The organism is Cupriavidus sp. WS (genome assembly GCF_000395345.1).
Lineage (GTDB): Bacteria > Pseudomonadota > Gammaproteobacteria > Burkholderiales > Burkholderiaceae > Cupriavidus > Cupriavidus basilensis_B.
In genome coordinates this window covers 1-12,747 of the sequence record NZ_AQPL01000477.1, presented here as the reverse complement: position 1 = coordinate 12,747, position 12,747 = coordinate 1, and the positions used below count along the sequence as shown (strand labels likewise).

At 69.3% G+C, this 12,747-nt stretch carries 13 protein-coding genes; 6 read left to right on the top strand and 7 right to left on the bottom strand.

Annotated features, from left to right (window positions below):
- On the bottom strand, positions 1–1,495 hold a 1,495-nt coding region (locus K206_RS0131875; protein WP_020206372.1), incomplete at its 3' end, for a nitrite/sulfite reductase.
- A gap of 46 nt (positions 1,496–1,541) precedes the next feature.
- Positions 1,542–2,315, bottom strand: coding sequence for a sulfite exporter TauE/SafE family protein (locus K206_RS0131870; RefSeq protein WP_029044315.1), 774 nt, complete (start codon positions 2,313–2,315; stop codon positions 1,542–1,544).
- A 155-nt stretch (positions 2,316–2,470) separates the two neighbouring features.
- On the opposite strand from K206_RS0131870, the gene K206_RS0131865 reads away from it, so the two are divergent.
- Positions 2,471–3,412, top strand: coding sequence for a CysB family HTH-type transcriptional regulator (locus K206_RS0131865; protein ID WP_020206370.1), 942 nt, complete (start codon positions 2,471–2,473; stop codon positions 3,410–3,412).
- Positions 3,413–3,538: 126 nt separating this feature from the next.
- Positions 3,539–4,690 carry a class I SAM-dependent methyltransferase gene (locus K206_RS0131860; protein WP_020206369.1) on the top strand — a complete coding sequence of 384 codons (1,152 nt, stop codon included), beginning with the start codon at positions 3,539–3,541 and terminating at the stop codon, positions 4,688–4,690.
- Between the two features lie 62 nt (positions 4,691–4,752).
- Here K206_RS0131860 and K206_RS0131855 read toward each other — a convergent pair whose 3' ends face one another.
- The 4 genes from K206_RS0131855 to K206_RS0131840 form a co-directional block, all read right to left on the bottom strand.
- The gene (locus K206_RS0131855) at positions 4,753–5,118 is read right to left on the bottom strand and encodes a response regulator (protein ID WP_029044314.1); all 366 of its coding nucleotides are present in this window, start codon (positions 5,116–5,118) and stop codon (positions 4,753–4,755) included.
- A 22-nt stretch (positions 5,119–5,140) separates the two neighbouring features.
- Positions 5,141–5,692, bottom strand: coding sequence for a hypothetical protein (locus K206_RS0131850; RefSeq protein WP_020206367.1), 552 nt, complete (start codon positions 5,690–5,692; stop codon positions 5,141–5,143).
- Positions 5,693–5,755: 63 nt separating this feature from the next.
- Positions 5,756–6,478 (bottom strand): methyl-accepting chemotaxis protein, encoded by a 723-nt coding sequence (locus K206_RS44435; protein WP_020206366.1) that lies wholly within the window; start codon positions 6,476–6,478, stop codon positions 5,756–5,758.
- A 25-nt stretch (positions 6,479–6,503) separates the two neighbouring features.
- A complete protein-coding gene (locus K206_RS0131840) occupies positions 6,504–8,894 on the bottom strand; it encodes an ATP-binding protein (RefSeq protein ID WP_029044313.1) in 2,391 nt (796 codons plus the stop codon).
- A gap of 345 nt (positions 8,895–9,239) precedes the next feature.
- Between K206_RS0131840 and K206_RS0131835 the strand changes: the two genes are divergently transcribed.
- The 4 genes from K206_RS0131835 to K206_RS0131820 all read left to right on the top strand — a co-directional run bounded on the left by K206_RS0131835 (position 9,240) and on the right by K206_RS0131820 (position 12,358).
- Complete coding sequence (locus tag K206_RS0131835; protein ID WP_029044312.1) at positions 9,240–9,779, top strand: hypothetical protein; 540 nt, start codon at positions 9,240–9,242, stop codon at positions 9,777–9,779.
- Between the two features lie 136 nt (positions 9,780–9,915).
- Positions 9,916–10,266, top strand: coding sequence for a DUF1428 domain-containing protein (locus tag K206_RS0131830; RefSeq protein ID WP_020206363.1), 351 nt, complete (start codon positions 9,916–9,918; stop codon positions 10,264–10,266).
- 267 nt (positions 10,267–10,533) lie between these two features.
- On the top strand, positions 10,534–11,166 hold the full coding sequence (locus K206_RS0131825; RefSeq protein ID WP_020423993.1) for a phospholipid-binding protein MlaC: 633 nt from the start codon (positions 10,534–10,536) through the stop codon (positions 11,164–11,166).
- Positions 11,167–11,449: 283 nt separating this feature from the next.
- Positions 11,450–12,358, top strand: a complete 909-nt coding sequence (locus tag K206_RS0131820; protein ID WP_020206361.1) for a crotonase/enoyl-CoA hydratase family protein — start codon at positions 11,450–11,452, stop codon at positions 12,356–12,358.
- A 39-nt stretch (positions 12,359–12,397) separates the two neighbouring features.
- Here the strand turns inward: K206_RS0131820 and K206_RS0131815 are convergent.
- Positions 12,398–12,747, bottom strand: a 350-nt coding sequence (locus K206_RS0131815) for a LytTR family DNA-binding domain-containing protein (RefSeq protein ID WP_020206360.1), incomplete at its 5' end; no start/stop codon positions are given.

The window sequence follows — 12,747 nt, the reverse complement described above, 5'->3', positions numbered from 1 at the left end:
CGATGGCGCTGGCGTTGCCCTGCGCGCCGCCGAGCGTGACCTGGTACCACTCCTCGCCGTCCTTGTCGACGCCCAGCACGCCGATGTTGCCGACGTGGTGGTGGCCGCAGGCGTTGATGCAGCCCGAGATGTTCAGCGAGATCTCGCCGAGGTCGTGCACGTAGTCGAGGTCGTCGAAGCGCTGCTGGATGGCCAGCGCGATGGGGATCGACTTGGCGTTGGCCAGCGAGCAGAAGTCGCCGCCCGGGCAGGCGATGATGTCGGTCAGCAGGCCCACGTTGGCGGTGGCCAGGCCGGCCTTCCTGGCTTCCTGCCACAGCGCGTGCAGGTCGCGCTTCTTCACGTCCGGCAGCACCAGGTTCTGCTCGTGCGCCACGCGCAGCTCGCCGTAGCCGTAGCGGTCGGCGAGGTCGGCCACCAGCTCGATCTGCGCGTCGGTGGCGTCGCCCGGGGGCGAGACCACGCCCGGCTTGGTCGACAGCGTCACCGCCGCGTAGCCCGGCACCTTGTGCGGATGCACGCTGCGGCTCACCCAGCGGGCGAAGGCCTTGTCGTCCAGCAGGTGCTTTTCATAGGAAGCGTCGGTGTCGGCCAGCTTGTCGTAGGCGGGCGGCGCGAAGTACTGCGCCACGCGGTCGAACTCGGCCTGCGTGATGGTGGCCGGGCCGTCCTTGCTGAACTGCCATTCTTCCTCGACTTCCTGCGCGAACTTCTCCACGCCGATGGCCTTGACCAGGATCTTGATGCGCGCCTTGTACTTGTTGTCGCGGCGGCCATAGCGGTTGTACACGCGGATGGCCGATTCCACATACGACAGCAGGTGCTGCCAGGGCAGGTCTTCCTTGATCACCGAACCGAGGATCGGGGTGCGGCCCAGGCCGCCGCCGGCCAGGATGCGCAGGCGCGTCTCGCCGTCGGCGTTCCGGTAGGCGTGGATGCCGATGTCGTGCATCTGCACCACCGCGCGGTCGTCGGCCGCGGCGGTGATGGCGATCTTGAACTTGCGCGGCAGGAAGGCGAATTCCGGCTGGAACGTGCTCCACTGGCGCAGCAGTTCGGCCAGCACGCGCGGGTCCAGCGACTCGTCCGGCGCGACGCCGGCGAACTGGTCGGTGGTGATGTTGCGCACGCAGTTGCCCGAGGTCTGGATGCCGTGCATTTCCACGCTGGCGAGGTCGGCCAGCACGTCGGGCACGCGCTCCAGGTCCATCCAGTTGTACTGGATGTTCTGGCGGGTGGAGAAATGGCCGTAGCCGCGGTCGTAGGTGCGCGCGATGTGGGCCAGCATGCGCATCTGCCTGCTAGACAGCAGGCCGTACGGAATCGCCACGCGCAGCATGTAGGCATGGCGCTGCATGTACAGGCCGTTCTGCAGCCGCAGCGGCAGGAACTCTTCCTCGCTCAGCTCGCCGGAGACGCGGCGGCGCACCTGGTCGCGGAACTGGGCCACGCGCTCGTTGACGATGCGCTGGTCGTATTGGTCGTACTGATACATGGTGTGGGTCCGTTCAGTATTCGGTGTATGCGGTAAGGCGTTGAATTCAGGAGACGAGCTTGATGGCGACCAGCGTCAGCGTGGTTGCCAGCGCGGCGCGCACCAGCCGCTCGGGCAGCGCCCGCGACAATTGCGCGCCCAGCCAGATGCCGGGGATCGAGCCCACCAGCAGCGACAGCAACAGATTCCAGTCCACGGTGCCGAGCCACACGTGGCCCAGCCCGGCCAGCGCCGTGAGCGGCACGGCGTAGGCAATGTCGGTGCCGGCCACTTCGGCCGGCCTCATCTTCGGGTAGAGCAGCAGGATCAGGGTGGCGCCCACGGCACCGGCGCCGATCGAGGACACCGTCACCAGCACGCCGATCACGGCGCCGACCAGCACGGTGGCCACGGCCTGGGCGCGGCCCTGGAGGTGGAAGCGCGGGTTGCGGGCCAGCCAGTCCAGCATCTGCCTGCGGAACAGCAGCGACAGCACGGTCAGGATCACGGACACGCCGATGGCCATGCGGATCGCGTACAGCCACTGCGCGTTCAGCTCGCCGGCGCTCTTGAGCACCAGGATGGCCGCCGCCGCCGCGGGCAGGCTGCCGATGCACAGGCGGCGCACCACCTGCCACTGCACGTGGCCGTGCGCGCGGTGCGCGAGCGTGCCGAAACCCTTGGTGATGGAGGCGAAAGCGAGGTCGGTGCCCACCGCGGTGGCCGGCGAGAAGCCGAACATCAGCGTGAGCAGCGGCGTCATGAGCGAGCCCCCTCCCACCCCGGTCAGACCGACGAGGACGCCTACTAGCAGACCGGAAACGGTATAGGCAAGGGACATGGGGCGCGCGCCGGGCCGGTGAGCGCCGCGGGCCGCCGGGAAGCCAGGCGCGCGCGGAGAATCCGACCATTCGTTAACAAAGTCCGAGAATCGTAATAAACTGGCCTCATATCTCAAACTAATAAGAAGTTGTTTGTTTATACGACGCCAGTTATATGAATCTGCACCAGTTCCGCTTTGTGCGTGAGGCAGTACGTCAGAACTACAACCTGACCGAAGCCGCAAAAGCGCTCTACACATCACAGCCGGGCGTATCCAAGGCCATCATCGAGCTCGAGGAAGAGCTCGGCGTGGACATCTTCACGCGCCACGGCAAGCGCATCCGCAGCCTGACCGAGCCGGGCCGGCGCATCCTGGTGTCGGTGGAGAAGATCCTGCAGGAAGTGGAGAGCCTCAAGCGCGTGGGCAAGGACTACGCCGCGCAGGACCAGGGCAACTTCACCATCGCCACCACCCACACGCAGGCGCGCTACGCGCTGCCGCGCGTGATCGCCGAGTTCACCAAGCGCTACCCCAAGGTGCGCCTTTCGATACAGCAGGGCAACCCGAGCCAGATCGCCGACATGGTGCTGCACGACCAGGCCGACCTCGCCATCGCCACCGAGGGCATCTCGGCGGACAAGAACCTGGTCTCGCTGCCCGGCTACCAATGGCAGCATGTGGTGGTCACGCCACCCGACCACCCGCTACTGGAAAAGAAGCACCTGGCGCTGGAAGACCTGATGGCCTACCCCATCATCACCTATGACCTCAACTTCGCCGGCCGGCCCAAGATCAACAAGGCCTTCGAGCTGCGCCACCTGGAGCCGGACATCATCCTCGAGGCCATCGACGCGGACGTCATCAAGACCTACGTCGAGATCGGCCTGGGCATCGGCATCGTGGCCGGGCTGGCCTACGACGCCGAACGCGACCGCAACCTGCGCGGCATTCCCGCCGGCCACCTGTTCGGCACCAACGTGACGCACCTGGCGGTCAAGCAGGGCGCCTACCTGCGCAGCTTCGTGTATACCTTCATCGAGCTGTTCTCGCCCACGCTGAACCGCAAGCTGGTGGAGCAGGCCATGTCCGGCGACCACGAAGCCTACGAACTCTGATTTCCCCAACGGCACCGGCCCGCCCGGTGCCGGCGGCGCGCCCCGGCCTGGCGCGCCCTGCCGATCCCCGCCTCCGCTCCTGCTCCCCGCGCGGGGCCGGCTTACCGAACCTGGCCTGAACCCGATATGACGAATCAAGTACAAAGCACCATCCACTGGACCGAAGACGGCGAAGAACGCAGCGCCAACTGGCGCTCCGAATCCAATATGCCGCCGCCCAGGCGCGTGGTCGTCGCCGACGACACCACCAGCGCCGACACCGCCTACCGGCTCGCCTGCGAAGGCACCGGCCTGCTCTGGCGCGGCGACTTCCAGAACGCCCGCCAGCTGCTGCAGGCGCTGGCCCGGCGCGCCGACAAGCCCAAGAAGGCGCACCGCAACAAGGGCCAGGCCAAGCCCACCGCCACCGAGGCGTTCCACCTGCACCGCCAGGCCCAGTCCCAGCGCGCCCGCACGCTCGGCATGCTGCTGCTGCCGTTCGAGGCCGACCACAGCGTGCCGCTGCGCCGCGCGCCCGACGTGCGCGAAGCCTGCCTGGAAGCCCACGGCGAGGCCGACGCGCCCTACGTGGCCACCATGCGCGAGCTGCTCGGCCTGATCGGCGCGCACGAATGGCGCAAGAAGGGCGTGGAGATCCCCGCGCTGGGCGAGCGCATCCATCCTTATTACGGCGTGTTCTCGCCGGTGCGCGGCGAATACATCGACCTCGTGGCCAAGGCCCAGCTGCCCGCCGGGGCCGCCGAGCTGGCCTTCGACATCGGCACCGGCACCGGCGTGCTGGCGGCCCTGCTGGCCCAGCGCGGCGTCAAGCGCGTGATCGCCACCGACCAGGACCCGCGCGCGCTGGCCTGCGCGCGCGACAACATCAAGCGCCTGCGCGCGGACGGCCCGGTCGAGGTCATCGAGGCCGACCTGTTCCCGCAAGGCCGCGCCGCGCTGGTGGTCTGCAACCCGCCGTGGGTGCCGGCGCGCGCCAATTCCCCGATCGAGCACGCCGTGTACGACCCGGACAGCCAGATGCTCAAGGGTTTCCTGGCGGGGCTGGCCGATCACCTCGAACCCGGCGGCGAAGGCTGGCTGCTGCTGTCGGACCTCGCCGAGCACCTCGGCCTGCGCACGCGCGAGGCGCTGCTGGGCTGGATCGACGCCGCCGGCCTCAAGGTGCTGGGGCGCCTGGAAGTCAAGCCGCACCACCCGAAGGCCGCCGACCCGGCCGATCCGCTGCACGCGGCGCGCGCGGCGGAAGTGACTTCGCTGTGGCGGCTGGGAGTGAAGTAAGCGCTTGAGCGCGGCAGGCCGCCGGGCGCGTCGCCGCGCGCCGGCGGCCCCAGGCCGGGTGCCTAGCCCGCCAGTTTCCGGAACGCGTCCAGCACCGCGTCGCCCTTGAACGGCTTGACGATCCAGCCCTTGACGCCGGCGGCCTTGCCGCGGTCCTTCATGGCCGGGCTGCTTTCGGTGGTCAGCATGACGATGTTCACGGTCTTGTTGCCGAGCTCGCCGCGGATCTTCTCCACCATCGTCAGGCCGTCCATATTGGGCATGTTGACGTCGCTGATCACCAGCCGGATGCCGGAGCCCGCCTTCATCTTGGCCAGGCCGTCCTTGCCGTCCACGGCGGTGTCGACCTCCAGCCCGTTCTTTCTCAGGAAGCCCGCCACTTCGTCGCGCACGGTGCCGGAGTCATCCACCACGAGAATCTTTGCCACTTTTTTCCCCTGTCTTGTTTGGTCAGAACAGTTCTAGTTCCCCGCCGCTTTCCTCGACGGCGTCTTCGTCCGCCACGAAGTCGAGCGGCGCGCTCGTAAACACGCACACCGTCGCGCCAAGCTGCACGGTACCGTTGATCGAGACGTTGTACGCGGCGCGATAGTCCGGCTTCAGGCCGTCGAGGTGCGGCACGCAGTGCGCGCTCAGCACGTACGGCGTCGACATGCCCAAGTCCGGGAAATGGCGCAGCAGGTCCTGGTTGATGGCCCCGCAGCAGAGGTTGCCGGTCTCCACGAAGGCCTCGCGCAGCGCGCCCTGCGCGCCGTCGGGCATGAAATACGCGCGGGTCGCCTCGTCGTCCTCGAAATGCAGGACCAGCATCAGCCGGAACACCACCGACGAGATGGTCAGCACGACCACCTCCGCGTCGGCCCGGCCATGCGCGCGCTCGCCGGCCAGGCCGTTCGGCGCGGGCGTGACGACGCAGGCGTCGCCGGCCTGCGCGGGCAGCCGCGACTGCGCCGCGCGGTGGAAAATGCGTTCGAAACTATGCTGTGCGCTGGAACTGATCACGTCGATGCCCGCTGTCCGATGCCGATTGCCCGATGACGATTGCCCGATCCCGTCCGTCCATGCTCAGTGCAGCCGCGCATGGAACTGGCTGGCCAGCGCCTCGACGCTGCTCAGCGACGCCGTGATCATCTTGCCGCCGGCCTGGATGTCCTGGAACGTGGCGGTGGTGGTGAGGTCGTTCTGGTGCAGGCTGTCGCTGTAGCTCTTGGACAGCGCCTCCGAGCGCGCGGCCAGCTCCCGGACCTCGCCGGCCACCACGGCGAAGCCGCGTCCCACCTGCCCCGCGCGCGCCGCCTCGATCGAGGCGTTGAGCGAGACGATCACCACGTGCCTGACGATCGACGACAGTTCCTGGTTCTGCTCGTGCATGGCCTGGTTGCGCGCCATCAGCGAGATCATCTGCTCGTGCCAGCGCTCGAAGGTGGCGGCCAGCCCGCGCAGGCGCCCGGCCTCGTCGGCGATGCGGCGGGCCTGGCCGGCCCACTGGTCGCGCTCGTCCTGCGCGGCCTTGAGCGCCGCGCGCTGGCCGTCGGCGGCCTCGGCCCGGCGGGCCGCTTCCTCGCGCAGCTGCTGCAGCTGCGCCTGCAGCGCCTGGGTTTCCTGCGCGGCGCGCGCGGCGTGCTCGCGCTGCCCGGCGCCGTCCCGGGTCAGCGCGTCGAGCCGCGCCTCGGTGTCGGCGCGCAGCCGCGCCAGCGCGCGCGCCTTGCACAAGCGGTGCGCCAGCAGCGCCGGCACCGCGGTTGCCACGCCGCCCGCGAGGGCGGCCAACAGATACAGTCCGATCACAAGCAATTCCTCTCGTTGAGCAGCGTCAGATGGCGTTGGCGGCCGAGGCCTCGGCCTGCCCGGCGGCGGCGTCCGCCAGCATGGCGACGCTGTCCACGGCGAGCCGGTCCGGCAGGCAGACGATGGTCTGGAACTGGCGGAACGCGGCGCCCTCGCGGTCGTCGGTGAAGCGCAGCTCGATGCTGCCCTGCGCGCGCGCCAGGAAGTCGTGCACGGCATCCATGCCGACCCCGCGGCCCGATACCGCGGTGACGGCCGCCGCGGTGGAAAAGCCCGGGCGGAAGATGAACTGCGCGAGCGCCGTGTCGGCCAGCTCGTCGCCGGCGCCGATCCAGCCGCGCTCGGCGGCGATGCGGCGGATGCGGTCGAGCGCGAGGCCGCGGCCGTCGTCGCTCAGCGTGATCTGCAGCACGTCCTGGTCCACGCCGACCTCGATGTCGATGTGGCCCGCGCCCGGCTTGCCGTGCGCGCGGCGCGCCTCGGCCGCCTCGATGCCGTGGTCGATGGCATTGCGCAGCAGGTGCGTGAAGACGTTCTCCAGCAGCGCGCCGGCCTCCTCGTGCACGCGGTAGCCGTTGTCCTGGATGCGCACCACCGGCGCCTCCTTGCCCAGCTCGGCCGCCAGCGACGGCAGCGAATCGAGCACGCCGGCCAGCGCCTCGCCGAAGCTCTGGGTCTCGAGCAGGCGCAGCGTGCGCAGCACCGCGGCGCGCATCGACACCAGGTCGTGCAGGTTGTCCGGATTCGCGGCCTCGAGCAGGCGCAGGCTTTCGCGGATGCGCTCCTTGCTGGCCGCCAGCAGCGGCGCCGCGCCCTGGCCGGCGCCCTGGCCCGGGCCGCGCCGGCCCAGGCTCACCGCGTTGATGCTGGCGTAGCGCTCCACCGTCTCGCGCACGCGCGCCAGTTCCTGCATCAGGCTGTCCTGGTCCCAGGCGCTGTCCTCGTCGGACTGGCGCAGCGATTCGTAGCGCTGCTCGGTCTCGTGCACCACGTCGGTCAGGTGCTGCAGGTTGTAGGTGCGCGCGTTGCCCTTGATGGTGTGCATGTTGCGGAACAGCGCGGCGATGGCGGCGCTGTCCGCCTCCGAGTACTGGCGGATGATGCGCTCGTTCTCGTGGATGAAGGTGGTCGAGCTCTCGATGAACTGGTGGAACTTCTCCTGGCTCACCGCGAGGATCTCACCGATGATCTCCAGGCTGCGGCGCTGCTCGCTGGCCTCGGCCGCGAGCTGGCGCAACTGCGTCACGTCGCGCACGCACAGCATCAGCCGCGTCACCGTGTCGGCGTCGTCGGTGATGGCCGACCAGCTCAGGTCCAGCATCTTCACGCGGCCGTCCGGCATGCGCCGCGCCACCTCGCCCGCCAGCAGGTGCTGGTTGAACACGAAGTTGATGGCGTCCTGCCCCAGGCAGGCGCCCACCGCCGCGTCGATCTGCGACAGCGCGTCCGCGCCCAGGTCGGTGCCGGCGAACACCAGCTGCATGAAGTCGCGCCCGGCGATGTCCGGCGTCTCGAAGATCTGCTCCAGGTACACCGAATACTCGGGATGCACCGTGCCGCCCTCCACCACCGTCAGGATGCCCTGCTGCATGTTCTGCAGGATGGCCTGGATGTCGGCGGTCTTCTGGCGCAGCAGCGCGGCGTTCTCCTGGATCTTCTCGATCATCTGGTTGAACGCCACGATGGAATGGCCGATCTCGTCCATGCGGCCCACCGGCACGCGCCGCGTGAAGTCCTGGCTGGTGGCGATCTCGCTCATCATCGCCTGCATGCGCGTGAGCGGGCGCGTGATCTGCCGGTACAGCAGCGCGCCGATCGCCGTCAGCAGGACGATGGCCACGCCGCTGACCACGCCGATGGCGGTGGCGGTGGTCGCCAGCTTGCCGTTCAGGCCGCTGATGGCCTCGTCCTTCTCGCGGTTCTTCTCCACGCGCAGCGTGTCGACGATCTTCTCCATCTCGTCGCGATAGCGCGCCACGTTGGCGAACAGGAAGGCCTGCGCGATCTCGTTGCGGCCCGCCGCCTTCATCTCGGCGGTCTCGTTGATCGCGCCGAAGTAGTTGTCCAGGCTCTCGCCGGCCTGCGTCAGCAGGCCCTTCTGCGCCTGCCCGTTGGCGCCCCTGGCCTGGCGCGCGAGCGCCTCGCGCAGCGCGGCTTCCTTGGCCTTGAGCTCGTCCTGCGCCTGCGCCACCAGGTTGCCGTCCGGCGCGTAGACCAGCGCCATCGTGGCCAGCTGCACATCCTTCACCAGCGATACCACGTCGGCGGACGCCAGCGCGCTGGGCACCACGCCCTCCGTCACCTGCCTCACCTCCGAAGCCCCGGCCCGGGTCTGGTAGACGGCGTAGCCGCCTATCGCCGCCAGTGCCACGAACATCAGGACAACCAATAACGTAATGCGATGACGGATGGTCATGCTCAAGCCCCTGTCTGCAAGCGTTTCAAGCCCTATATAAAGGGAAAATTGCCCGTTTTAAACGGAACGTATAGTCGTGCGCAGTGATTATTGCTAAACGAGTGTGACCGAGCGATGACGCGCCGTTGCGCGGGCCCCATCCCGGCCGCCCCCCACAAGTGGGGGGATACGTCCACGCCCGACCGCCGCGCCGCGCGCATCCGCCCCGCAACCCGCCACGGCGCGCCGGACAAGGCCCGCGCGCACCCGACAGCGCCCGGCATCACCCGCCGGCGCGGCGCCGCGCTGTCATGCCGCTGTCACCTCCGGCCACTAGCCTCGGCGCCATCCTGGGGAGGACGAGCCATGCAAGATCACGCTGGATTGCTGGAGAAAACGGCAGCCGGTCGCGAGATACTCGGGCAGCGGACCGGCGCGCTCGACCGGCGCAGCCGCGCACTGCTGATCATGGTCGACGGCCGCACCAGCATGGCCGACATGGTCAGCCGCGCCGGGCAGCTCGGCCTCGACGCCAGCGCCGTCGCGCAGCTGATCGAAGGCGGCCTCGTCCAGCTCGCGGCGCGCGCGGCTGGCGGCCGGGCCGAGGCCGCGCCGCCCCAACCGCGCGAGCACGCGCCGGCAGCAACGCCGGCGCCCGCGCCCGCCCCCGCCGAAGCCGCCAGGAAACGCTCCCTCGCCGCCGCGCGCATGTACCTGATGGACGTGATGGCGCGCACCTTCGGCACCGCGGACCACCCGCTGCGCGCGCGGCTCGTCGAAGCTACCGACCGCGCCGCGGTGGAACTGGTGTTCGACGCCTTCCAGGTCCTGCTCAACGACACCGCCAGCCCGTCGCTGGTGGCGCACATCGAAGCCTCGTTCCGGGACCTGCTGCCGCTCGGCTGAAAACCGCCCGCGGCGTCACCCCGCAGAAAAGTTGCGCCCCGCCTGTCGATTTCGCCCACACTGAATCGTCGTCCGGGCAGCGGGCCGCATCGCGTCCGCCAATCACCCGTACGTCGACAAGCAAAGGAGATCCGACATGGCATACATCGATGGATTTGTCGTTCCCGTTCCCATCGCCAACCGCGAAACCTACAAGAAGATGGCCCAAACCGCCGCCGCCGTGTTCAAGGACCACGGCGCCCTCGCCCTCGTCGAGTGCTGGGGCGACGACGTGCCCGAAGGCAAGCTCACCTCGTTCACGATGGCCGTCCAGCGCAAGGACGACGAAGCCGTGGTCTTCTCGTGGATCACATGGCCCGACCGCAAGACCCGCGACGCCGGCATGAAAGCCGCGATGGAAGACCCGCGCCTGAAGGACCACGGCGAGATGCCGTTCGACGGCAAGCGCATGATCTTTGGCGGATTCGAGGTGCTGGTGGACGCCTGAGGCAACGCGCGCTTCCGTGCGCGGGAGCGCGCTTTGGCCGCCGCTGCCACCCGCGCGGCCTGCGCGGCCTGCGCGTCCATGCCGTGCCGGGGCACGGCGAAGCACCATGCCCCGGCCGCGCACGCCGCCTTCGCGCGCCGGACCCGCCGCCGCGCGCGCCTCGCACGATCCCGCCACATGCCCCGCTGCCGCCGCCGCCAATGGCCGAACGCGGCAAAATCGCGCACAATGCAATGCAGCATGACGCCTTCCACGCGGGGTCCCAGCATGAAGAAACTGTTCCTGATTGCCCTATTGTCGGCATTGCCTGCCTTCGCCAACCCGGCCTTCGCGCAGATCGACGACCAGTCGAAACCCCAGGCCCTGATCCAGACCGCCACGCAGCAGGTGCTCAACGAAGTGCGCAGCCGCGCCGTGGCGCCCGACGACATCCCGCGCATCACCGCCATCGTCAACCGCGACATCCTGCCCTACACCGACCTGCGCCGCACCACCCAGCTGGCGATGGGTCGCTACTGGCGCACGGCGACGCCCGAGCAGCAGGACCAGATCATCGAACAATTCAAGATACTGCTGATCCACACCTACGCCGGCGCCATCGCCCAGCTCCGCCCCGACCAGCAGATCGCCTACCCGCCCTCGCGCTTCGAGCCCACCGAAACCGACGTGGTGGTCCGCACCGTCGCGCTCGACACCGCCAGCGGCCAGCCCGTGCAGATCGACTACCGCCTGCACAAGACCCCGCAAGGCTGGCGCGTGTACGACCTCAACGTGATGGGCGCCTGGCTGGTGCAGACCTACCGCCAGCAGTTCAACGAGATCATCCAGCAAGGCGGCGTGGAAGGCCTGCTGCGCTCGCTGACCGAGCGCAACCGGCTGCCGGTGGTGGTCAAGCAGTAAGGGCGGCGTGGCCGGGCATCGCGCGCGGCGGCGCGTGCCCGGGCGGATGACGGGATAGCGGGCGCGCCCTCGGCGCGCCTCTTTCTGCCGCGTGCGGGACAGAGGCCAGGCGCCGTCCGCGTCCAGCAGGCGCAACACCACGCAGCGGATGCAACACCCTGCGCGCCGGCATTTCGCCCCGGGCAGCAGCGGCCCGCCCCTGCGCGACAACCACTATTTACCGTCGAACCACCCCGGTGCTAGCCTGCCCCTGCCCCCTGCCGCTCCCACCGAGGAAACCGCCATGCCCACGTTCACCACCCTGCGCATCGACCAGGACCCGCAATCCCCCCGCATCGCCCGCCTGCTGCTGAACCGCCCCGAGCGCCTGAACGCGATCAACGACGACACCCCGCGCGAGATCCGCGCGGCGGTGGAATGGGCGCAGGCCAACGACGAGGTGCACGTCATCGTGGTGGAAGGCGCGGGCAAGGGTTTCTGCGGCGGCTATGACCTGGCCGACACGGCGCAGCAGTCGATCGAGCATCCGTGCCAGCAGGAGCAGTATCCGTGGGACCCGATGGTGGACTATGCCTGCATGAAGCGGAACACCGAGGACTTCATGAGCCTGTGGCGTTGCAGCAAGCCGACCATCGCCAAAGTGCATGGCTATGCGGCGGCGGGCGGCAGCGACATCGCGCTGAGCTGCGACTTACTGGTGATGGCCGAGGATGCGCGCATCGGCTACATGCCCACGCGCGTGTGGGGCTGCCCGACCACGGCGATGTGGACGTTCCGGCTGGGCCCGACGCGCGCCAAGCAGATGATGTTCACCGGCGACACCATCGACGGGCGGCAGGCGCTGGCGTGGGGGCTGGCCAACGAGACCGCGCCGGCGGCCGAACTCGATGCGGCGGCGATGCGGCTGGCGCGGCGCATCGCGGGCGTGCCGCGCGCGCACCTGGCAATGCACAAGATGGTGGTGAACCAGGTGATGCTGACGATGGGCCTGGAGCAGACGCAGATGATGGCGACGGTGTTCGACGGCATCACGCGCCACAACCCGGAGGGGCTGTGGTTCCGCCGCTATGCCCAGGCGGAGGGCTTCAAGGCGGCGGTGCGCTGGCGCGACGGCGGCCAGCCGATTCCGGAAGGCGACGAGGCGCGGGCGCTGATCCGCGAGATGGAGGCGAAAGCGCACCGGCAGGAATGAGCGCCGCGCCGGCGGTACGCCAGCAACGCCGCGCGCGCCTCACATGCCCCTGAACAGCTCCGCGTAAAGCCGGCTGACCCCGACCTTGTCCGCGCACCCGCGCAGCGTCAGCGTGAGCCTGCCGGCATCGTCGCGCGTGGCGGTGGCGATGGCGTCGGCGCGCACGATGGTGCCGCGGTGGACCTGCCAGAAGACCTGCGGGTCCAGCCGCGCCTGCAGTTCGCGCAGCGACATCCGGATCCAGTGCTGGCCGGCGGCGGTGACTACGCGCACGTATTTGTCGTCGGCTTCGAAGTAGATCACCTCGGCCACCGGGATCATCGTGATGGTGCTGCCGGCGCTGGCCTGGATCAGCTTGAGCGGCTCGGCGGCGGGCGCGGGCCGCAGCG